Source organism: Metabacillus fastidiosus NBRC 101226 (assembly GCF_001591625.1).
Taxonomy (GTDB): domain Bacteria; phylum Bacillota; class Bacilli; order Bacillales; family Bacillaceae; genus Metabacillus; species Metabacillus fastidiosus.
On record NZ_BCVG01000066.1, the window covers coordinates 1 to 22,490 of the forward strand.

A 22,490-nucleotide genomic window follows, 5' to 3' on the forward strand; every position below is an offset into this window, starting at 1 on the left:
GATGGAAGTTTCACTTTATTAAAATTTAAAAATAAAAAGATTACATCCTTCCTTTCATGCATAAATATAAAAGTGTAAAGGAGGGATTTGTTTTGGCGAGATTTCGCGGTCGTCGTCCGCGTAGAGGTCCTTTGCCTTTTCGATATGTACTATTACTATCCTTTGTTATTTTTGTTTTTTTAACTGCTATAAGCTTTTGGATTATTAATGAGCAAATTGAATCTACTTTAGTAGAAATTGCAGATTTAGAAGCTTCTAAAGTAGCAACAACGATTATCCATAATGCAGTCGAAGAAGAAATTTTAACTAAAGAGGATCAAGAAAATTTAGTTGTTGTTGATAAGAATAAAGATGGGGATATTGTATCTGTCAATGTTAATCACAGGGTTGTGCATACGGCTAAAAAAAAGGTGACAGACAATGTGACAGCAAAACTTGGAGAAATTGAAAGGAATAATTTCCACGACAGAGACCCTAATCAAAAGAAAAGAGATGATGGAATTATTTATGGTATTCCATTAGGGAAGATAACTGGTAATGCGATTTTAAGTACATTAGGTCCCAATATTCCAGTTCAATATTATTTAATCGGTGATGTATTTACAGATATTAGAAGTACAACGAAGGAACATGGGATTAATAGTGCAGTACATGAAATAGAGATCTATGTGGAGGTGGATGTTCAAGTTGTTATTCCTTTTGCTACAAATGTAATAAAAGCAAAAAATTCTATTCCTATTATGAAATTTACGGAGAACGGGGAAGTTCCGCTTTATTATAATGGAAAAGGTGATGCTGGCAGTCCTGCAATTGAATTACCAAAAAATGAATCGAAATGAAGCTGGCTTGAGTCTTGATAATAATCAAGGCTCAAATTTTTATGTTTTAACATAATACTTAGGTGGTATATATATGTTTATATACCATTCAAATAAGATAGAATTAAACTCTATTTCTGTTATAAAAAGGAAAAATACTTATTATCGGTTAGTAGAATTTTTATATTATAATAACTTTTTTGAAAATGATAGCTTGAAAAACATCTGGTAATAATGTATTTTGAAAAGAAAACATACTTTTTTAAGGAGAATAGTATGAAATATATTTATTATTTTAAGAAAATATAAAAATTATAATTTTATAATTTTTATTTTGACATAGGAATAAAGTGCATCTATACTATGTATAGATTATATTAAATAGTCAGAAAATTTATTAAATTCTATTTACTCTCACAATTTTTGGATATGTGAGAAAAAGGAGGAAATTTAAAATGGAGAATCGTCCACAATGGGGAACACGTGCAGGATTTGTTCTTGCTGCTATCGGTTCTGCTGTTGGATTAGGGAATATTTGGAGATTCCCGGCAGTTGCTTATGAAAACGGAGGCGGAGCTTTCTTTTTACCGTACTTATTCGCTTTATTAACAGCTGGAATTCCGATTTTGATTATGGAATTTACACTGGGACATAAATATCGAAGCTCTGCTCCAGTAATGTTTTCAAAATTAGGGAAAGGTAAAGAATGGATTGGATGGTGGCAGTTAGCAATTGCCTTTGTTATTTCCTGTTATTATCCTGTTATTGTCGCTTGGGCAAGTTCTTATTCTATTTTTTCTATTAATAAAACATGGGGATCCGACCCAGGAACATTTTTAATGAGTGATTATTTAAAAGCGGTAGAAGTACCAGGTGAGTTTGGCGGGCTGGTCCCAGGTGTTTTAATTCCACTCATCATTGTTTGGATAGTTGCTTTAGGTGTTTTATTTGCAGGTGTTAAAAAAGGAATTGAAGTTGCAAATAAAATTTTTATTCCTTTATTAGTTATTATGTTTACTTTAATCGTTATTCGTGCGCTCACACTTGATGGGGCTGTGCAAGGATTAGAGGCGTTCTTCAAACCTGACTGGAGTAAAATTGCTGATGGGAAAGTTTGGATAGCTGCTTACGGACAAATATTCTTTAGTTTATCAATTGCATTTGCTATTATGCTTACTTATTCGAGCTATCTTCCTAAAAAATCTGATATTACAAATAACGCATTTATTACTGGTTTTGCGAACTCATCATTTGAGGTACTTGCAGGAATCGGTGTATTTAGTGCGCTTGGTTTTATGGCTGCTCAACAAGGAGTACCGGTTTCAGAAGTTGTTAAGGCGGGGATTGGTTTAGCGTTTGTTGTCTTCCCTCAAATTATTAATGAGTTTCCGGCTTTAAGTCAGTTATTTGGAATTTTATTTTTCGGATCATTAATACTTGCTGGTTTAACATCATTAATATCAATTTCAGAGACGTATATTGCAGGCCTTCAAGAGAAGTTTAAAATTTCAAGAACAAAAGCTGTAGCATATGGTGGTGGATTGTCAGCACTTTGCTCTTTAGTTTTTGCAACAAAAGGCGGTATCTTCTTCTTAGATGCTGTTGACTATTTTATTAATTCATTTGGTATTACATTAGTTGGACTAATTGAAGTAATAGCAATTGCATGGTTTGCAAAGGAATTAAAAAATCTCCAAAACCATGCGAATGAAGTTTCTGATATTAAAATCGGTGCTTGGTGGAGATTCAGCTTAAGTGTTATAACGCCGATTGTTTTAGGGTATATGATGTTTGATAACATCCGTACGAATTTAACGAGTGATTATGGTGAAATGTCACGTGAATTTTTATTCAACTGGGGATGGACTGTTGCACTCGGAGCGATTTTAGTTGGTGTATTATTTACGCTTAAACGAAATAAGAAAGATGAAGTTGTTTCTTCTACTGACAAGGAGGGATCAGAGTAATGAGTGCAGGTGCAATTACAATGATGGTTGTCGGTATCGTTATTATATGGGGCGGTCTTGCTGCAAGTATTATAAATGCAGTGGTAAAGGCTAAAAGAAATAAAAATACTTCTAATGTATAAAACATTAATGAAAGATGGATGTGAAGCTTTACAGGCTTTACATCCATCTTTTTTTATAGAAATAAACACTAAATCTTTGTATTTGTATTGTTGGAAATTTCTCTCTAAGAAAGCCTAATTAAGTTATATTAGCAGTTAATAGAGTGATTTTACAATTATTTCTTTCTATTTTTTAATCGTTCTGCACGTTCCCAAGCTTTAAGATGTGGATATGGATCAAATGACCATTCTGTTTTTCCATTATCTTTATATATTCCGTAATGGAGATGCGGTGGAAATTTACCAGCAGTTCCCGGAGGACCGTATCCAGAGCTACCGACAGCACCGATCAATTGGCTTGGTTCCACTGCTTGACCGATGTTTAAACCTTTTGCAAAACCATTTAAGTGTGCAAAATAATGGTAATTATTATTGAGATCACGTATGCCCACACGCCATCCGCCATAACGGTTCCAACCTTTCATCTCAACAATTCCATAACAAGTTGAACGGACAGGAACTCCATAATTGGCAAAAATATCAGTACCTTCATGAATTCTTCTGCCGCCCCATCCTCTTGCATCACCCCATGTGTTGTTATAGCTAAAATTAAATTTCAGGGGCATTGGGAATGCATGTTCATCTAAATTTAAGCGTCCGTATGTTTTATAAATCTTCATATGACCGAGGATAAGACCGACTGTTTTATCACGTTTGTAGTAATTCCATAAGCCTATTTTAATATTGTCCAGATTAGATCCATATGATTGTAAATAGTTAGCAAATGTATATAAAATATCTTCATCATTTTTTTGGTCTGCCCGGCCGTCACCATTACCATCAAGACCCATTCCGTTAAACAATGCAATGCTTACCGTATTATTATCATGGGGATTCGGATTTAATAATCCCGCCCAAACTTCAGGCCTAATATAAATTTCGATAAGCCCATCAGCCTTTGGAATATCCCTCCTCGAATGACGAATATTTCTTTCGTATTGATCAACTGCTGCGAAAACGTACCAGTCTATATTCGTAATTGTTTCCATCTTTTTGTATAAGCTCATTCGCTCATCATATTCATTGTCTACCTTCTTTTCGGCCCCAAATACTTCAGTGGTCGAGCTGCATACTATCATAGAAATAATGATAGCAATTAACCATTTTCTCACGACTATTTTAGCTCCCCTCAAAATAAAATGGATCTTCCAGTAACAGTTTTTTCGTATTAATTGTTATTCGCATTAAACATGTAGTTTCTCTTTATAGTTTGCTGCTTGCTTTCGTTTTCATTAATAGTAAATGTTAGAAATTATAATTACAGGTCTTTTTCTTGTCCACTGAGGTTTCATATGTTAAAGTGAAGACGAATGTAAAAATAAAACCTTACTTTAGTGAAATAGATAATGCTGATAAATGTGTTTGGAGTTGATTACATGGCAGAGAAAGAAGAACATTTACGCAAGCCGGAATGGCTAAAAATAAAATTAAATACGAATGAAAACTATACAGATTTAAAGAAATTGATGCGTGAACAAAATCTTCATACAGTTTGTGAGGAAGCAAAATGTCCTAATATTCATGAATGCTGGGCAGTTAGGAGAACAGCAACATTTATGATTCTTGGGGCTGTTTGTACACGTGCATGCCGCTTCTGTGCCGTAAAAACAGGTTTACCGACTGAACTTGATTTAGCAGAACCGGAAAGAGTAGCCGATTCTGTTGCTTTAATGAATTTAAAGCATGTCGTTGTTACCGCTGTTGCGCGTGATGACCAAAAAGATGGCGGAGCGGGAGTTTTTGCTGAAACTGTCCGTGCTATCCGCAGAAAAAATCCATTTACAACAATAGAAGTTTTGCCGTCTGATATGGGTGGTATTTATGAGAACTTAAAAGCATTAATGGATACAAAACCGGATATTTTAAATCATAATATTGAAACAGTACGCCGTTTAACACCAAGAGTTAGAGCACGTGCTACATATGAACGTTCATTAGAGTTCTTACGCCGTGCAAAAGAAATGCAGCCTGATATTCCTACAAAATCGAGTCTGATGGTTGGATTAGGAGAAACGAAAGAAGAAATTCTTGAGGCAATGGATGATTTACGAGCGAATAATGTTGATATTATGACAATCGGTCAATACTTACAGCCAAGTAAAAAACATTTGAAAGTTCAAAAATACTATCATCCAGATGAATTTGCTGAACTGCGTGAAATTGCAATGAGTAAAGGCTTCAGTCATTGTGAAGCAGGCCCGCTTGTGCGAAGTTCGTACCATGCTGATGAGCAGGTAAATGCAGCAGCTAAACAACGTCAGGCGCAAGCTTAAAATTTTTTCAGAACAAAGCGGGGAATTTTCCCCGCTTTTATTTATTCATAGCGTTTTTTATCATAATTATCTTTCATATCCGTATCCAGCTTTTCATTCATTTCACCATAAGCTTCCCCATTTGCGTTCTCTCCAGAGTTCATCTTTTTACCTTGAGGGGACTTTAACATTTCACGAATTGTTTTGTTTAAAATTTCATCAACATTCCTGCTCGTTGAACTAAGGGGGCTAAATGATTCAATTTGTTCCATCATTGCTTTATTATCTGATACATATACTTTGTAATATCGAGGTACTGCAGAGGCAGCAGATCTTTTTACTTGATCCGCTACTGCATTTCGATCTTTAGCATTTGTTTGATAGCCAACGAGTACTTCATCATCTGTTACTAATGTTGCCACATCATTAATGCCTGGCATTTGGACACAAATACTGCTTATTGTATTTGCGAGCTGTTCACGGTTGATAGTATGAACTTTCGCGAATGTATTATCTTGAGGTACTCCGCTTTTTTGATGACGGACATAACCAAAATCATCTTTTTTATCATTTAAATTGTCATTTTTACTGTATAATTCATGTCGGTTTTGGACATTGATTGTATTTCCGCTTTCTTTATAAATATCTTCTTCTGCTCCATATTGACAGGCTGTTAATAAAGATAAAGTGATAATACTGGATGCAATTGATATTTTTTTCATTATCTAAGCACCTCCTCATCATTAGAATGACCAGAAAATGAGGAAAAAAATTGACCAATATTTGATAATGTAGTTATAAATCAAGTATGGTAGGATATAAGTGGATAATTTTAATTGGATGTGAGTATGTCATGATAACCGTACAAAACCAAATGTATGAATTAGTGAAAGAAGAGAAGGATGGTTTTAAAGAGGAAGATTTTAAAGCACGATATACCGAAATATTAACGAAATATGATTATATCGTTGGTGATTGGGGCTATAACCAATTAAGGCTGAGAGGCTTTTTTGATGACCAAAATCAAAAAGCAACCTTTGATACAAAAATAAGTACTTTAGATGAATATATTTATGAATACTGTAATTTTGGCTGCGCTTATTTTGTTGTAAAAAAAATCAAAAAGTAAAGTGTCTGCACTGAAATTTTAAGTAAAATGTTTTTTAGCTCATTTACCTAATATGTAAATGAGCTAAAAACTTTGTGATGAGGTTAGGAAGTCGGCTAAGTATGGTTTCCTTAGATCGTTTCGTATAAAAACTCTCTTAGTTGTTGAGCATCTTCTTTTGACAGCTCATAAGCATGTTCTAAATATCCTGGTTCATTTAAATCATCCTGACCTATAATCGCAAAACGATTGCTTTGGATATCAAGTACAAGTGATTTTCCATAATAGCGGTCTGTACGCATTATTGCTAAATCAAATCTGCTGTTTTCCCCCATAAAGCTTACAAACCTTGTTTTTGTTTCTACAGTATCATCGTAAAGGAAAAATAATTCTTCGTCCAAACCTCCGCCCCCCCTTATATCTGTTAGTTTTATCATAGCAGATGGATAAATCCTTTCAAATATTTTCTATATGACAAATAAGTACAAGTATGTCTTTGATAAAAGTTATACAGATAAAGTTTCAGCTTTAAACTTATTCTTGCTGCAAATTAAGTTAATTTTTGGCTCATCCATTTGCAAGCAGAGCTTGCAAATGCTTTTCAGCTAAGGCTGAAAAGTGCTCAAATTAATAGAAAAAGAAAGAAAAGCTAGCTTTTCTCTTCTTTTTCTATTAATTTGAGCGAGACGAGCCAAAAATCGTGTACTAAACTCAGTTATTCCTCAATTTATGTCGGAATGTTAATTTGTACGTACATATATAGAAAATGTTAAAATAAGAATGAACGAAGCTGTGTGTGAAAGCATAATAATAGGTGGTGCTATTAGATGTACTTTGTCGATGTTGAAAAAATTGAAGCAAGGCTGGATTATTTGGACGATCATGTAAAGTTTTTTTCACAGCATGAAAGGTGGGATAGTTTTTTTGAGTTAAAAGCTTTGGAACGCCTTTGTCAAATGATGATTGAGACAATTTTAGACGTTGGCAATGCAATGATTGATGGATTTATTATGAGGGACCCAGGCAGCTATGAAGATATTATTCATATATTATTAGACGAACAAGTAATTCAGCAGAAAGATGCAGACGGGTTGAAAGAAATGATTCATTTTCGAAAAAGCCTTGTTCAGGAATATTTGAATGTAGAGCATAGGAAGTTAATTTCTGTTTTTACATTGAATTTGCCGATATTACAGCATTTTTCAAATAATATTCGAACATACATAAATAATGAGCTTGGACCTGTATCGGCATTTAAACCATTATGATGGATTAGGGAGATAATAATGAAAAAATATAAAGGTTATTTAATTGATTTAGACGGAACGATGTATAGAGGTAATGAGCAAGTGGAAGCAGCCAGTGATTTTATTGATTTATTAAAGGAAAAAAATATTCCTTATTTATTCGTTACAAATAATTCATCAAGAACCCCACAGCAAATTGCGGACAAGCTGGTCAGCTTGGACATTTCAGCTACAGGAGAACAAGTATTTACGACTAGCAATGCGACAGCTAATTATATGTATGACTTGAAGAAGAATGCGTCTGTCTATGTTATCGGGGAAAACGGAATAGAAGAAGCGCTTGTAGAAAAAGGCTTCCGAATTGTAGATGAGAACCCTGACTTTGTCGTTGTAGGTATTGACCGCAGTGTTAATTATGAGAAATTTGCTAAGGCTTGTCTGGCAGTGAGGAATGGTGCAACTTTCATTTCAACGAATGGGGATATTGCTTTTCCAACTGAAAGAGGTCTTCTACCAGGTAATGGTTCCCTGACATCTGTTGTTACGGTTTCAACAACTGTTCAGCCTACGTTTATTGGTAAACCGGAAAGTATCATTGTAGAACAAGCATTAGAAGTTCTTGGGGTTCCAAGAGAAGATGTACTAATGGTTGGTGATAATTATGACACAGATATTAAAGCGGGGATGAATGCAGGGATTGATACATTATTAGTACATACAGGTGTCACAACGAAAGAGATTTTGGATACGCATGAAGAAAAGCCGACACATACGATTAATACGCTAAGAGAATGGTTTGAGAAAGTCTGATTCATTATCTGATCAGGGGAATTAACCATCAGCGGGGGATATGCGAAAACCCCCCTGATGGAAGTTTCACTTTATAACGATACACTTGATGCCGATGTTTATTAATCTACATTAGCAGCACGGTGTGCGAGTCTGCTTGATGCAGCGGCAGCAATGGCACCGACAATATCGTCTAAATATGTGTGGCATTTGCCAGTTGATTTGTCATTGAGATGTTCTAATATTCCTGGCTTTAATTTATCGATATATCCGTAATTTGTAAAACCGATAGAACCGTAAATATTAACGATCGAGAAAGCAAGAATTTCATCAATTCCATACAGGCTTTCATCAGAGCCGATAATTGTTTGGAGCGGCTCTTCTAATTTCCCTTCTTCGGCTAAACGATCAAGCTGAATTCCTGTCAGGATTGCGTTTTGAACTTCTCTTTTTGAAAGAACACGATCAACATTTTCAATACAAGTATCTAATTGCAGGTTTGGGTGATACTTTTCTTGAAGAAAGAATACGAGTTCCGCTATATCTTGAATTGTTACGCCACGATCTTCGATCCATTTCCTTGCTGTTTTTTCTACAATATCCATTTGGTCTTTATCTTTCATATACACTCACCCAATCTTTCTCTAGTCTCTGTTTTTTCGTTTACTCATTCTATACGCGTTACTTTAAAAAAATGTGTAACAAATGATAAAAAAATTGCTTAATTATAATATTTTCTACAAAAGTATTTAAGCACCTGCTTCTTTTCATTCATAAACTGTTTAATTTTGGCTTACGATATTATAAGACTATTTTTAGGTGGAGATCATTTATGAAGAAAATGATTCAGGAACATTATGGACTTAAGGCGATAGACCTTTTTAAAGTGAACGGCTGTGATGCCTTTCAACTTCATCAGACAATTTTCCTTTTACAAAAGGTTCAGCATCTTTCAGAAGAAGAACTTTATGAAATATATCAAATGGGTCAATTTTTACAGGATAAAAGGGAACCTTGTGTCGGAACGTTCGTGCTTACAAAAGACAATAATCTGTTTTTCGAAAATGAGAAAGTGAGATACATTTTATTAAAATGTCGTACTGTTAAAGCGAGAAATGATATTCAATTAGGAAGTGATCTGGCAAGATTTCATCAAAAGGCTCGCAGCTTCCCTTATGAGCTATCCAATATATCTAGGATAGGACAATGGAAATACTTATGGGAAAAGCGTTTAGATCAATTAGAAGGCTTCTGGCGCGGCAAATTACAGTCACATCCCCTTAATCATTTTGAAAAGCAATTTGTGGAGTCATTTCCTTATTATTTAGGTTTAGCAGAAAATGCAATCCAATATTTAGTTGATACAGAACTGGATGATGAGCCGCAGCCGGTTGATGCCGGAACGATCTGTCACCAGCGTTTCAATCTTCATACGTGGAATAATGGCATGTATATTAAAATGCCGACTGATTGGGTTTTTGATCATTGTGGAAGAGACATTGCAGAGTATTTGAGGTATTTATTTTTCTCCGACGAAAATAACTCCAGCTATTACACATTTATTAATGAATACGACAGGACTACACCTTTATCTGCTTTTTCCTGGAGACTTATTTACAGTAGACTATTATTCCCGCTTCATTATTTTGAATGTATCGAAGGTTATTATTTATCACCTGAAGGAGAAAGAGCATCATATGAAAAAGAGCTCACTGATTTATTAAATGAATCAGATAAATATGAACAATTTCTGAGAGGATACTTTGGAACTCTATCGATGAGAACGAAGAAGATTTTTTTGCCAAGGCTGCACTGGTTAAACTTTTAAGAGGCACTAATCAAGAAGTGCCTCTACAGCAGAGCTAAGGACAAGCTGCTTTTAAGCGTTTACATAACGGTAATGAAAAAATTGACTCTTGTAAAACATCAAAAACCATTTTATAATGACAAGTATATTAAAGGTGTCCTTTATGTATAAACAATTGTACATCTTGTAAGAACAGTAAGGAGTGTTTACGGATGAATGCAATACATGTTGGTCTATTAGGTTTAGGTACGGTAGGTAGCGGTGTTGTACAAATTATTGAAAATCACCAAGATAAGCTTATGCATCAGGTTGGCTGTCCGGTTAAGGTAAAGAAAATTCTTGTGAAAAACACCGAAAAAGCAAGGCAAATTGAGGTTGATAAAAATATTTTAACGACAGAGGTTTTTGATGTTATCCATGATCCGGAAATAGATGTTATTATAGAAGTTATGGGTGGTATTGAGGAAACGAAAACGCATTTATTAGAAGCTCTTAAAGCTGGTAAACATGTCGTTACTGCTAATAAAGATTTAATGGCTATATACGGAACAGAGCTTTTATCTGTTGCGACAGAGAATGGCTGTGACTTGTTCTACGAAGCGAGCGTTGCCGGCGGTATTCCGATTATCCGCAGCCTAGTTGACGGTTTAGCATCAGATCGTATTACGAAAATGATGGGAATTGTTAACGGAACAACAAACTTCATTTTAACGAAAATGTCGAAATTCGGCAGTCCGTATGATGCTGTCTTAAAAGAGGCTCAAGATCTAGGCTATGCAGAATCTGATCCAACAGCAGATGTTGAAGGATTGGATGCAGCGAGAAAAATGTCTATTTTAGCACGCTTAGGTTTCTCTATGAACGTTGATTTAGATGATGTAAGGGTAAAAGGTATTTCCAGCGTAACAGATGATGATATTAATTATAGTAAGCGACTTGGCTATACAATGAAATTAATCGGTATCGCTGAGGAAGAAGACGGTAAAGTTGAGGTTTCGGTTGAGCCGACTTTATTACCGGAAGCCCATCCATTAGCATCTGTAAATGATGAGTTTAATGCGGTCTACGTTTACGGAGAGGCTGTAGGAGAAACAATGTTTTACGGACCGGGAGCGGGAAGTTTGCCAACAGCAACATCAATCGTCTCAGATTTAGTGGCTGTTATGAAGAACATGAGATTGAATGTAACTGGTCAAAGCGCACTTGCTCCGCAATATAAGAAGCAAATCAAGAGTCTTGAGAATATTTATGCACAGCAATTTTTGAGAATTCATGTAAAAGATGAAGTTGGAGCATTTTCAAATATTACATCTTTATTTACAGAGAAAGGTGTAAGCTTTGAGAAGATTTTACAGCTTCCTTTAAAAAATGAAAATCTTGCAGAAATTGTTATCGTTACTCATAAAGCATCACAACATGATTTTGAAGAAATTTTACAAAAGCTTAATGATCTGGAAGTAGTTCATCAAGTGAAAAGTACTTATCGCGTAGAAGGGAACGGTTTAGTATGATGTGGAAAGGTTTAATTCAAGAGTTTGCTGAATTTTTACCAGTAACAGATAAAACACCAAAATTAACTTTACAAGAAGGTAATACACCTCTTATTCATATGCCAAAGCTTTCTGAAAAGCTTGGTGTTGAATTATATGTAAAAACAGAAGGAACAAATCCGACTGGTTCATTTAAAGACCGCGGAATGGTTATGGCTGTTGCAAAAGCAAAAGAAGATGGAAGCGATACAATTATCTGTGCTTCTACTGGTAATACATCAGCAGCGGCAGCAGCTTATGCAGCAAGAGCAAATATGAAATGTATCATCCTTATTCCAGATGGTAAGATTGCATTCGGTAAGTTAGCACAGGCTGTTATGTATGGTGCTGAAATTTACGCAATTAAAGGAAACTTTGACCATGCGCTTACAATGGTAAGAAATATTAGTGAAAAGCTTCCTATTACACTCGTAAACTCTGTTAACCCATACCGTATTGAAGGTCAAAAAACTGGTGCATTTGAAATTTGTGAACAATTAGGTTCTGCACCGGATGTTCTTTGTATCCCAGTTGGAAATGCAGGAAATATTACTGCTTACTGGAAAGGATTTAAAGAGTATAACGAAGCGAAGCAAACAGGTCTTCCAAAAATTCATGGTTTTGAGGCAGAAGGTTCTGCTGCTATCGTTCGCGGTGAGCCGATTGAAAATCCTGAAACAGTTGCTACAGCAATCCGTATTGGAAACCCTGCAAGCTGGAAATTTGCTGTTGAAGCAGAAAAAGAATCAAACGGAAAAATTGATTATGTAACAGATGAAGAAATTCTTGAAGCATATCAACTGATTGCACGTGAAGAAGGAGTATTCGCAGAGCCTGGTTCAGCAGCTTCTATCGCAGGTTTAATTAAGCACCGTAAAGCAGGCTTAATTGCAGAAGGAAGCAAGGTTGTTGCTATTTTAACTGGTAACGGTTTAAAAGACCCTAACACTGCTATTGACATTTCTGAAATTAAACCAGTTGTTTTACCGAACGATGAGAATGTTGTTATTGAGCATTTAAAAGGGGTAGCTGTACAATGAAAGAAGGAGACATGCTAAAGATTAAAGTTCCAGGAAGTACAGCTAATCTGGGTCCCGGTTTCGACTCCATTGGCTTAGCTCTTGGAAAATATCTAACTTTAGAGGTAGAACTAGCGAGTGAACTGAAATTTATACCGATGAACGAGCATGTTAAAGATATTCCGACAGACCGCAGTAATTTAATCGCAAAGGTAGCTGAACAAGTTGCTGATAAATATGGAAAGACATTGCCTTCATGTGAGATTAAAATGTGGAGTGATATTCCGTTAGCCAGAGGGATTGGCAGCAGTGCAGCAGCTGTTATTGCAGCGATTGAATTAGCTAATCAGCTATGTGATTTACGATTAACAAATGAAGAGAAGATGAGAATTGCAAGTCTTGAAGAGGGGCATCCGGATAATGTCGGTGCATCTCTTTACGGCGGCTTAATTATCGGACTGCATGAGCAAGATTCAACAGAGCTTGTTCATGTGAAAGATATGGAAGTAGATGTTGTCGTTGTGATTCCAACTTATGAAGTGTTTACGAGCGATGCAAGAAATGTGCTGCCAAAGACACTTGAATTTAAAACAGCGGTAGAAGCTAGTGCTATTAGTAATATGTTAATTGCCTCGATTTTTACTAAAAATTGGAGCTTAATGGGTAAGATGATGGGGAAAGATCTTTTCCATCAGCCATATCGCCAAAAACTTATTCCTGAAATTATCCAAGTTAGGGAAAAAGCGCTTGAATTCGGAGCATGGGGCTCAGCACTTAGCGGTGCAGGTCCGACGATTCTTTGTTTTACTGAGCAAGGAAAAGGGAATGAGCTTGCAAAAAAATTAAGTGTTGTATTCCCAGCTTGCACAGTCGATCCTGTTGCGATCGATTTTGATGGCTGTGTTGTGGAACAAACTGTAAAGAAATAATAAAAAAGCTGACGATTTGTCAGCTTTTTTTATTAAAATACTTGTTCTACTTCGATAATTCCCGGTACTTCTTCAAGAAGAGCACGCTCAATCCCAGCTTTAAGTGTAATTGTTGAACTTGGGCAGCTGCCGCAAGCACCTAGAAGGCGTAATTTCACAATACCTTCCTCTACATCTACTAACTCACAATCTCCACCGTCACGTAATAAAAATGGACGTAGTTTATCTAATACTTCCTGAACTTGTTCAATTAATTCTGCTTCAGCCATGAAAAATCGACTCCTTTCTTTTAAGTCTATTATATTGTAAATACAGTAAAAAATCTAATCCAATGACTGCTAATATACCGTATCTATTTTAGCATGGTTTCAAATTGGAATACAGTAATAAGATTTAAATGTAATGTAACAGAGAGTAAAAAAATTTGAAAAGAAGGGGAGAAGAGAAAGATTATCAGCACATAAATATTGAAAGTAAATAAAAAGACAAAGTGAAAAAATCACTTTGTCTTTCTTTATTAACCGTTATGATACTTATACATCCAAAGAATTCCTGATTTTATCATACGAGGCACTCGTCCCATCAATGGACGGTCACCTAGTAAACCGAATCCTTCTTTCTTGCCAAGGGAACCAAATACTCCTTTAAGCTTAATTGGAGGTAATGATTCAGGTAAAGGTTCACCTTTCCATTTCTTTTGCAGTATTTGAACGACCTGCTCTGCTTGAAGTTCTGCAAGCTGTGCAGATGGAGCGTGCGGCAGGCTTGCACAGTCACCAACGACAAATGCGTCTTCATGTTCAGGGATGAAATGCTGTGGTGTTAAAATTATACGTCCCTGTGGATCTTTTCCAACTTGAAGATCTCTTACTACTTTATTCGGCTGGATTCTGGCTGTCCAAACGACAGCATCTACTTGCACAGGATCATCGTGGTTATAAATTGCATTCTCATCCACTTTTGTAATCGTTGCACCGTTTATAACGTCTACATTATGTTCCCTAAACCAATTCTCGATATAGGAGCTGACTTTTTCAGGGAAGCTGGATAAAATATGTTTTCCGCGATCAAATAATTTAATATTTAAATCTTTACGGCTCATTCTAAGCTCACTTGCAAGTTCGACACCGCTGAGTCCGCCGCCGACAATAGCGACTGTTGAATCCGCAGTTAAGTTATTTAATGTTTGGTATGTTTGTCTAGATTCATCAATCGTTTGTATACTGTATGTAAATTCATCAGCACCAGGAATGTTATGGAACTTATCATCACAGCCTAAACCAATTACGATGTCATCATATTTGATTGGCTCCTTATCTTTCATAACTACTTCTTTTCGCTCTAAATCGATTGATACGACTTCTCCATATGTATGGTGGAGGCGCTGATGTTCAGGAAAAGAAACTCGAACATGTTGGTCTGAAATTGTACCAGCTGCAAGAGCGTAGTACTCTGTTTTAAGACAATGGTAAGGATTTCTATCGATTAGTGTAATTTGAACGTCTTCCGGAAGATGGTTTGGTAAAAGTCTATGCAGAATACGCATACCACCATAACCACCACCAAGAATAACTAAGTTCTTCATTGCCAATTCCCCTTTTCCCTAATTAGTAAAAGAAATCAAGATGAAACTTTGTTAAACATTTCACTTTTTCATGCTTATTTAAGTTATTTTATTAAAATAAAATTTAATGATGTAACTATATAAATAAAGTCTTTGCAAAATTCATAAAAAGTATATCTAATTTGATACAAAATCACAATATATATGTGAAAAAACATTTCTATTTTCGCAATACAGTTGCAATAGTACATCATTATTATATTAATATTACCATATTTCACAGAAAAAGATGATATAGACGCACTTAATTAATGGAAATTAGTATTTGAAATTGACGATGACGATGAAAAGGCGTAGCATAAAGAGAAGTAGCGAGGTGGGTTAAGGTGAAACCAATAATTGAATTTTGTATTAGTAACTTAGCAAATGGTGCCCAAGCTGCACTTGAGCAATTAGAAAAGGATCCGAATCTTGATATTATTGAGTATGGATGTTTAAGTTATTGCGGACGGTGTGCTGCATCACTTTATGCTTTAGTAGAGGGGGAAGTCGTTTCTGCTGATGACCCTGATGAGCTTGTTGAAAAGATATACAAACATTTGGAAGAAAATCCAATGTTTTAACCTAATATAATATTGGAAATAAGGAAGAACCTTCAGCTTTAAAAAATAACTTAGCATGATCCATATTATAGCTTGTAGAATCAACATGAGCTTTTACCAGTATAATAGGAAAGTTGCCTATATAATTAATGTCCATTTATTATAGTGGATCTATATAAATAAGGAATATTTTTAAAAATTATATATAGTGAAAGCGACTTGTTTGAGACAGTTGGAATAAATCGTTATACTATATACTGTAAAGCCTTTGATAAGTGCCAAAGGAGGAGAATGGAATGAGTGAAGTAGTAATAATTACAGAAGCAGCTGCTTTTCAAATAAAGGATATGATGAAGGAACATGAGGAAGAAGCAGCATATTTAAGAGTAAGTGTAAAAGGCGGGGGCTGCAGCGGTCTTTCATACGGTATGGGGTTCGAGCATAAAGTGACTGACGAAGACACACTGTTAGAACAGCATGGTATAAAAATTGTTGTCAGTAAAGATGATGGCGCGATTTTAAACGGAACGAAAATTGATTATAAACAGTCCATGATGGGTGGAGGATTTACAATTGATAATCCGAATGCCATTGCTAACTGTGGCTGCGGTTCATCGTTTAGAACGGCTAAAAATACTGGTACGCCTGAGGAATGTTAAAATATAAAAGCAAGCTATCCTGAGGGAAGCTTGCTTTTTTCTTCTTATTCAAACATGCTTGTACTATGAAGCGGCTGTACACGCGCTTTTGGATCCATATAAGCTTTTGCATTGTTTACAGCTGTTGGTGCTTCACCGAAGCCGCTTGCGATCAGTTTTACTTTTCCTTCATAAGTACAAATATCTCCTGCAGCATAAATTCCTTCGATATTTGTTTCCATTCTTGAGTTAACAACGATAGAGTTTTTCTCAATATTAAGACCCCAATTTTTAATTGGTCCCAGGGAAGATACGAAACCGAAGTTAACGATAAGGTCGTCGATTTCGATTACTTCTTTACGATCACCTTTTACTTCTTCTAAAGCAATTTTTTCTACATTTTCTTCTCCAACTAGTTCAGTTGGAACAAATGGAGTAAGTAGGTTTACTTTTGAATTATGAAGCAGCTCTACGCTATGTTCATGCGCACGGAATTTATCACGGCGATGAATAAGTGTTACCTGTTTAGCGATCGGCTCAAGCATTAAAGCCCAGTCAACTGCTGAATCTCCGCCCCCAGTGATAGCAACGCGCTTTCCAGCGAATTTATTTAAATCATCTACAAAGTAATGAAGATTTGCTTTTTCATATTTAACAGCTTCGTCAAGCTCCAGTTTACGAGGTTGGAATGCTCCGTTACCAGCTGTAATAATAATTGTTTTCGTATAGTGAATTTCACTGTTTGTCGTTAATTTAAATGTACCGTCTTCTAGCTTTTCGACCGTTTCAACAGCTTGTTCAAGCGCAACAGTTTGTTCGAACTTAGACATTTGCTCTTTTAAATTATTTACTAGCTCCTGAGCACGGATTTTCGGGAAACCTGCAACATCATAAATGTATTTCTCAGGGTATAAAGCAGAAAGCTGTCCGCCAAGCTGTGGAAGGCTTTCGATAATTTTCACGCTTGCCTGACGCATTCCGCCATAAAATGCAGTGAATAAGCCGACGGGGCCTCCACCGATAATTGTAATATCATAAATTTTTGTATCTTCTTTCACAAATAATGCCTCCTACTATATAATGAATAATTATTTAATTCTATAATATCATAGTTAATTATTTATATTTACAATCACATGTAAATATATTTCTTAATTTTCGCAATATTATAACTTGCGAAAAATATGCTTGAAAAAATTTTTTTGTGACGCTAATATGAGAGATAGGAATTATATCATTTTTCTTGGTTCTTTATGTGAAGGTAAGTGAAAGTTTTCACAATCTATTTTGTGTAGAAATATAAAAATTGTGAAGTGTGAATGATAAGGTATAACAAGTTTCAATTATTTTCAACAAAAAATTTAAAAAGGTGGATGTGATTTTTTTGAGAAAGCCAAAAGTTGTCGTATTAGGTGCAGGTTATGGTGGTTTAATTACTACTACTCGTTTACAAAAATTAGTTAGCTTGGATGAAGCAGAGATTACATTAGTTAATAAAAATGATTACCATTATGAAACTACATGGTTGCATGAAGCTTCTGCTGGAACATTGCATCATGATCGTGCTCGTTATTTAATCAAAGATGTTATTAATACTAACCGTGTGAATTTTGTTCAGGATACTGTTGTTGCTATTAATAAAGAAGAGAAGAAAGTACAGTTAGAAAACGGTGAGCTTGAATATGATTATTTAGTTATCTCTTTAGGTTCTAACCCTGAAACTTTCGGTATTCAAGGTCTCAAAGAATATGCGTTTGGAATTACAAACATTAACTCAGCTCGTCTTCTTCGTGAACATATTGAGTCAGAATTTGCAATGTATAATAATGAAGAAGAAAAACGTGATGAGCGATTAACAATCGTTGTCGGCGGTGCTGGATTTACAGGAATCGAATTTTTAGGAGAACTAGGAAATCGTGTTCCTGAATTATGTAAAGAGTATGATGTTGACTTTAAGAAAGTTCGCATTATCTGTGTGGAGGCAGCTCCAACTGCACTTCCGGGATTTGATCCGGCATTAGTGGAATATGCTGTTAACCATCTTCAAGCTAAAGGTGTAGAATTCATGATCGGTACAGCAATTAAAGAATGTACTAAAACTGGAATTATCGTTGCTAAAGGTGAAGAAACAGAAGAAATCAAAGCAAATACAGTCGTTTGGGCTGCAGGTGTAAGAGGAAACAGCATCGTAGAAGAAGCTGGTTTTGAAAACATGCGCGGACGTGTAAAAGTAGATGAATTCCTTCGTGCGCCAGGACATGACGATGTATTTATTATCGGAGACTGTTCATTAGTGATCAATCCGGAAATCGATCGTCCATATCCGCCAACAGCACAAATTGCTATGCAGCAAGGTGAAACTTGTGCGAAAAACGTAGCAGTTGCGATTCGTAAGCAAGGACAGCAAGCTCCTTTTACTGCCGATATTAAAGGTTCTGTTGCATCATTAGGAGAAGATAACGCTGTAGGTGTTGTATTCGGTAAAAAAGTAGTTGGTAAACAAGCATCATTTATGAAGAAAATGATCGACAACCGTGCATTATTCATGGTTGGAGGACCATCATTAGTAATGAAAAAAGGTAAATTTAAATTAATTTAATTAATTATAAAAAGGATAGAAGCGGCAGACGCTTTTATCCTTTTTATTCATAAAACGTTCACCGGCTAATACATTGACTGTCTCTTCACAGTTTTAGTAAACTAAAGTGAAGTATATTGGAGGTGAAAAGGTGTTAAGTATACCTGTTTTACTAATTTCGATGGTATTATTTTTAATTTTATTTTTTGGAATCGGTTTCTTATTAAATATGCTCTTACGCATGTCATGGATTATGGCAATTATTTATCCGATCGTTTGTGTATTTATTATAAATGATACAGTTAAATTTATTGATTATTTTAGGCAGCCTGGAGAAACCTTTCAATTATTAGGTACAAAAGTAACAAATCTGGCAGCTGCCGATATTTTAATTTTATCGAGCGGTTTAATAGGGGCAATTTTAGCTGGAATTGTTATTAGATCATTGCGGACAAAAGGATATCAAATGTTTTAAAGGGAAGGCGGACTAGTTTAGTCGGTCTTTTTTCATTTGTCTTTTCCATTCAAAGAGAGCTCACAGTCACAAATAATTTTATTACCTCCAAGAATAATTTATTTCAAATGAGGGAACGAATAGATTGTGAGAGGAGTGGAAAGGTAAAAAAATGAAATACCTTTTGTTATTTTCAAAACGCTTTATTATGACTTTATTAGTTTTAGCAGCATTATTAACAACTTTCGAGGTGATCACAGGTGTAGGAGTGAAGGACTTATTTCATCTATATTATCAGGCTGCATCTGATGTAGAAGAAAGTAAAGAGGCAACTATAAAAACAGAGATTGCTTCAGTTACAGTAGAACAAAATAGTAATGTATCATTAGAGGATGCTTTTGATTGGTCAAAGTACCCAACGAAAACTGTCGTAGCGACAGGCTATACAGCTGGGAAAGAGTCAACAGGTAAAGAACCGAATCATCCAGAGTATGGAATTACTTATTCAGGTGTTAAAGTAAAAAGGGATCTGTTTTCCACAGTCGCAGCAGATCTTACTGTTTTCCCGTTAGGAACAATTCTTTTTATTCCAGGCTACGGCTATGGTGTTGTTGCTGATAAAGGCGGAGCGATTAAAGGGAATAAATTAGACCTTTATTATGAAACTGTAAGCGATGTATACGAAAATTGGGGTAAAAAGGAACTGAAAGTATATATCGTTAAAATGGGAGAAGGAGAGCTCACTGAAGAACAATTAAAAGGGCTTAATGAAGATAAATCATTGCAAGTATTTAGACAAAAATATATAAAAGATGAAACGAAAAGCTAAGGCTGACATTTGTCAGCCTTTTCTGCATGATCCCATCATAGAATGAATAGATAATAGAGCAGTAAGGATAAAATAATCCCAGTTAAGCCCCCGAAAAATACTTCAATCGGTTTATGGCCGAGAAGTTCTTTTAATTTCTTCTGTTTTTCTTTTTCTTCTTTCTCTGGCCAAACTTTTGCTTCTTCTACAAAAGTATTAAAATCTAATACAAGCTTATTTAAAACCGTTGCTTGCTCGCCAGCATGCCTTCTGACACCTGTTGCATCGAACATTGTAATAATGGCAAATAGCGCTGATACAGCAAATATAGATGAATCTAAGCCATGTTCTAATGCAATTGCTGTTGAGAGTGCAGTAACAGCAGCAGAATGTGAACTGGGCATTCCACCGGTACTTGTGAGCAGAGACCAATCTAATCGTTTTGAAACGATAAATTGGATCGGCACTTTTACAAATTGAGCAAAACCAATCGCTGCTAATGCTGCAAGCAGCGGGAAGTTTAGGAAAAACTCCATCAAAGACCATCCTTTCATGCGGGCGGGAATCTGTATACAATACTGGCTGCATATATAAACGTCGTAATATAAAAGATGTTAAACTAGTTAGAAGGGTAAGAAGCTTCTTCATAAAAAATACTTTTCCATTATACCACAGTATATGGAGAAAATTCCTTTATTGAATTGGAGGTAAGAAATATGTTCCATGTCTATAATAAATACCAGTTTAAAGAAGAAAACGAAACATTAGTTATCGGAATATATAATCAAAATAGTCCGTTATCAGGAATCGCTGCTGCTCTAGATGAGAAATTATCTGGACAGCTCACAAGTCTGCTGAAAAGTGGTGATCTTGTAACGAAACAAAAGGCAATTACGAAAATATATACCCTCGGCCAGCATGAAATAAAACGGCTTTATTTCGTTGGCTTAGGGAAGGAAAAGGACTTTACTCTGGAAGAGGCAAGAGAAGTATTCGGGTTAATGTGTAAAACATTACTAAAAGAGAAAGTAGAGCACTTCACAATTGCTTTAGACACCTTTGTAAGTGAGAAGGTGAATAATAATGATGCAGCATATGTATTAGGTGAAGCATTCCCGCTTTCTACTTATAAAATAATAAATTATAAACAAAAATCTAATGAACCGGAAAAAAATATAAAAGGTATTCATGTCATTACAGAAGCCCAATTAGATGAAATAAGTTCCATCCTGGAAATTGGTTATACATACGGAAGCGGTACAAACTTTGCCAGAACATTAGTTAATATGCCAGGAAATATTTTGACTGCGGCAGAGCTTGCAAATATTTCAGTAGAACTTGCAAATAAATATGATTTCGAATATGAAATATTAGAAAAAGAAGAAATGGAAAAGCTCGGAATGGGTGCGCTGCTGGCAGTTAATCAGGGCTCGGCTGAACCTCCGAAAATGATTGTTTTAAAGTATAAAGGAAAAGAAGACTGGACAGATGTTATCGGTCTTGTTGGAAAGGGAATTACATTTGATACTGGTGGATACTCGATTAAATCAAAAGACGGAATAGTAGGTATGAAGACAGATATGGGTGGGGCAGCTTCTGTCCTAGGTGCGATGGAGATTATCGGTCAATTAAGACCTGAAAAAAATGTTGTTGCTGTTATTCCAGCAACGGATAATATGATAAGCGGGAGTGCTTTTAAGCCAGATGATGTTATTGTAGCACTTAATGGAAAAACGATTGAAGTACTAAATACAGATGCGGAAGGAAGACTTGCACTTGCCGATGGCATCACATATGCTAAACATCACGGTGCAAACTATATTATCGATGTAGCGACATTAACCGGTGGAGTTATTATTGCTCTCGGAACGAACACGACAGGGGCAATGACAAATAATGAACTATTATTTGAACAATTTCTTCAAGCTTCTGCTGAATGCGGGGAGCGAGTGTGGCGCCTGCCAATTTTCCCTGAGGATAAGAAGAGAGTCAGAAACAGTAAAATGGCAGATCTAAATAACTCTCCAGGGCGTGAAGGTCATGCAATTATGGCAGGAACATTCTTAGGAGAGTTTGCTGAGGAAACACCATGGATTCACTTGGACATTGCCGGTACAGCAACGACAGCAAAAGAAAGTGACCTTGGACCTTCAGGGGCTACAGGTGTAATGGTAAGGACAATCGCAGCCTTTATTGAAACATTCAAATAAAAAATGAGGA

Annotated in this window: 25 protein-coding genes; 17 read left to right on the forward strand and 8 right to left on the reverse strand. The window is 35.7% G+C overall.

Annotated features, from left to right (window positions below):
• The first annotated feature begins 92 nt into the window (after window positions 1–92).
• From yunB to BFA01S_RS22005, 3 genes are all read left to right on the forward strand, one after another.
• Window positions 93–839 carry a sporulation protein YunB gene (yunB, locus tag BFA01S_RS14685; protein ID WP_066232074.1) on the forward strand — a complete coding sequence of 249 codons (747 nt, stop codon included), beginning with the start codon at window positions 93–95 and terminating at the stop codon, window positions 837–839.
• Window positions 840–1,273: 434 nt separating this feature from the next.
• Entirely contained in the window at window positions 1,274–2,785 is a 1,512-nt protein-coding gene (locus tag BFA01S_RS14690) for a sodium-dependent transporter (protein ID WP_066232076.1), read from the forward strand.
• Complete coding sequence (locus tag BFA01S_RS22005) at window positions 2,785–2,907, forward strand: methionine/alanine import family NSS transporter small subunit (RefSeq protein WP_082800009.1); 123 nt, start codon at window positions 2,785–2,787, stop codon at window positions 2,905–2,907. Before BFA01S_RS14690 ends, BFA01S_RS22005 begins: the two co-directional genes overlap by 1 nt.
• A 155-nt stretch (window positions 2,908–3,062) precedes the next feature.
• On the opposite strand, the gene BFA01S_RS14695 is transcribed toward BFA01S_RS22005, so the two are convergent.
• Window positions 3,063–4,058, reverse strand: coding sequence for a M23 family metallopeptidase (locus BFA01S_RS14695; protein ID WP_235843036.1), 996 nt, complete (start codon window positions 4,056–4,058; stop codon window positions 3,063–3,065).
• Between the two features lie 264 nt (window positions 4,059–4,322).
• On the opposite strand from BFA01S_RS14695, the gene lipA reads away from it, so the two are divergent.
• On the forward strand, window positions 4,323–5,219 hold the full coding sequence (gene lipA, locus BFA01S_RS14700; RefSeq protein ID WP_066232079.1) for a lipoyl synthase: 897 nt from the start codon (window positions 4,323–4,325) through the stop codon (window positions 5,217–5,219).
• Window positions 5,220–5,260: 41 nt separating this feature from the next.
• Here lipA and BFA01S_RS14705 read toward each other — a convergent pair whose 3' ends face one another.
• Entirely contained in the window at window positions 5,261–5,920 is a 660-nt protein-coding gene (locus BFA01S_RS14705) for a YhcN/YlaJ family sporulation lipoprotein (protein WP_066232082.1), read from the reverse strand.
• Window positions 5,921–6,051: 131 nt separating this feature from the next.
• Between BFA01S_RS14705 and BFA01S_RS14710 the strand changes: the two genes are divergently transcribed.
• Entirely contained in the window at window positions 6,052–6,327 is a 276-nt protein-coding gene (locus BFA01S_RS14710) for a YutD family protein (protein ID WP_066232085.1), read from the forward strand.
• 110 nt (window positions 6,328–6,437) lie between these two features.
• Here BFA01S_RS14710 and BFA01S_RS14715 read toward each other — a convergent pair whose 3' ends face one another.
• The gene (locus tag BFA01S_RS14715) at window positions 6,438–6,743 is read right to left on the reverse strand and encodes a DUF3055 domain-containing protein (RefSeq protein ID WP_066232088.1); all 306 of its coding nucleotides are present in this window, start codon (window positions 6,741–6,743) and stop codon (window positions 6,438–6,440) included.
• Window positions 6,744–7,133: 390 nt separating this feature from the next.
• Between BFA01S_RS14715 and BFA01S_RS14720 the strand changes: the two genes are divergently transcribed.
• Entirely contained in the window at window positions 7,134–7,574 is a 441-nt protein-coding gene (locus BFA01S_RS14720; protein WP_066232090.1) for a DUF86 domain-containing protein, read from the forward strand.
• A gap of 18 nt (window positions 7,575–7,592) precedes the next feature.
• Complete coding sequence (locus tag BFA01S_RS14725) at window positions 7,593–8,363, forward strand: TIGR01457 family HAD-type hydrolase (protein WP_066232095.1); 771 nt, start codon at window positions 7,593–7,595, stop codon at window positions 8,361–8,363.
• A 101-nt stretch (window positions 8,364–8,464) separates the two neighbouring features.
• Here the strand turns inward: BFA01S_RS14725 and BFA01S_RS14730 are convergent, their stop codons facing one another.
• Window positions 8,465–8,965 (reverse strand): phosphatidylglycerophosphatase A family protein, encoded by a 501-nt coding sequence (locus BFA01S_RS14730; protein ID WP_174521604.1) that lies wholly within the window; start codon window positions 8,963–8,965, stop codon window positions 8,465–8,467.
• 209 nt (window positions 8,966–9,174) lie between these two features.
• Between BFA01S_RS14730 and yutH the strand changes: the two genes are divergently transcribed.
• The 4 genes from yutH to thrB all read left to right on the forward strand — a co-directional run bounded on the left by yutH (window position 9,175) and on the right by thrB (window position 13,626).
• Complete coding sequence (yutH, locus tag BFA01S_RS14735; RefSeq protein ID WP_066232098.1) at window positions 9,175–10,170, forward strand: spore coat putative kinase YutH; 996 nt, start codon at window positions 9,175–9,177, stop codon at window positions 10,168–10,170.
• A gap of 191 nt (window positions 10,171–10,361) precedes the next feature.
• A complete protein-coding gene (locus BFA01S_RS14740) occupies window positions 10,362–11,660 on the forward strand; it encodes a homoserine dehydrogenase (RefSeq protein WP_066232101.1) in 1,299 nt (432 codons plus the stop codon).
• On the forward strand, window positions 11,660–12,718 hold the full coding sequence (gene thrC, locus BFA01S_RS14745; RefSeq protein ID WP_066232138.1) for a threonine synthase: 1,059 nt from the start codon (window positions 11,660–11,662) through the stop codon (window positions 12,716–12,718). Before BFA01S_RS14740 ends, thrC begins: the two co-directional genes overlap by 1 nt.
• Window positions 12,715–13,626, forward strand: coding sequence for a homoserine kinase (gene thrB / locus BFA01S_RS14750; RefSeq protein WP_066232104.1), 912 nt, complete (start codon window positions 12,715–12,717; stop codon window positions 13,624–13,626). Before thrC ends, thrB begins: the two co-directional genes overlap by 4 nt.
• A 32-nt stretch (window positions 13,627–13,658) precedes the next feature.
• On the opposite strand, the gene BFA01S_RS14755 is transcribed toward thrB, so the two are convergent.
• Window positions 13,659–13,895: a NifU family protein gene (locus tag BFA01S_RS14755; RefSeq protein ID WP_066232107.1), complete on the reverse strand. Its 237-nt coding sequence runs from the start codon at window positions 13,893–13,895 to the stop codon at window positions 13,659–13,661.
• Between the two features lie 248 nt (window positions 13,896–14,143).
• Entirely contained in the window at window positions 14,144–15,211 is a 1,068-nt protein-coding gene (locus BFA01S_RS14760) for an NAD(P)/FAD-dependent oxidoreductase (RefSeq protein WP_066232109.1), read from the reverse strand.
• Between the two features lie 365 nt (window positions 15,212–15,576).
• On the opposite strand from BFA01S_RS14760, the gene BFA01S_RS14765 reads away from it, so the two are divergent.
• Window positions 15,577–15,813 (forward strand): YuzB family protein, encoded by a 237-nt coding sequence (locus tag BFA01S_RS14765; protein ID WP_066232112.1) that lies wholly within the window; start codon window positions 15,577–15,579, stop codon window positions 15,811–15,813.
• 275 nt (window positions 15,814–16,088) lie between these two features.
• Window positions 16,089–16,451, forward strand: coding sequence for a HesB/IscA family protein (locus BFA01S_RS14770; RefSeq protein WP_066232115.1), 363 nt, complete (start codon window positions 16,089–16,091; stop codon window positions 16,449–16,451).
• Window positions 16,452–16,495: 44 nt separating this feature from the next.
• On the opposite strand, the gene yumC is transcribed toward BFA01S_RS14770, so the two are convergent.
• Window positions 16,496–17,488: a ferredoxin--NADP reductase 2 gene (yumC, locus tag BFA01S_RS14775; protein WP_066232118.1), complete on the reverse strand. Its 993-nt coding sequence runs from the start codon at window positions 17,486–17,488 to the stop codon at window positions 16,496–16,498.
• A gap of 317 nt (window positions 17,489–17,805) precedes the next feature.
• Between yumC and BFA01S_RS14780 the strand changes: the two genes are divergently transcribed.
• The 3 genes from BFA01S_RS14780 (at window position 17,806) to BFA01S_RS14790 (ending at window position 20,291) form a co-directional block, all read left to right on the forward strand.
• Complete coding sequence (locus BFA01S_RS14780) at window positions 17,806–19,029, forward strand: NAD(P)/FAD-dependent oxidoreductase (RefSeq protein WP_174521605.1); 1,224 nt, start codon at window positions 17,806–17,808, stop codon at window positions 19,027–19,029.
• Window positions 19,030–19,189: 160 nt separating this feature from the next.
• A complete protein-coding gene (locus BFA01S_RS14785) occupies window positions 19,190–19,483 on the forward strand; it encodes a YuiB family protein (RefSeq protein ID WP_066232140.1) in 294 nt (97 codons plus the stop codon).
• A gap of 151 nt (window positions 19,484–19,634) precedes the next feature.
• Window positions 19,635–20,291: a 3D domain-containing protein gene (locus BFA01S_RS14790; RefSeq protein WP_066232123.1), complete on the forward strand. Its 657-nt coding sequence runs from the start codon at window positions 19,635–19,637 to the stop codon at window positions 20,289–20,291.
• A 35-nt stretch (window positions 20,292–20,326) separates the two neighbouring features.
• On the opposite strand, the gene BFA01S_RS14795 is transcribed toward BFA01S_RS14790, so the two are convergent.
• Entirely contained in the window at window positions 20,327–20,806 is a 480-nt protein-coding gene (locus BFA01S_RS14795) for a divergent PAP2 family protein (protein ID WP_066232126.1), read from the reverse strand.
• Window positions 20,807–20,986: 180 nt separating this feature from the next.
• Here BFA01S_RS14795 and BFA01S_RS14800 point away from each other — a divergent pair, with 180 nt between their 5' ends.
• Complete coding sequence (locus tag BFA01S_RS14800; RefSeq protein WP_066232130.1) at window positions 20,987–22,480, forward strand: leucyl aminopeptidase; 1,494 nt, start codon at window positions 20,987–20,989, stop codon at window positions 22,478–22,480.
• Window positions 22,481–22,490: the final 10 nt, after the last annotated feature.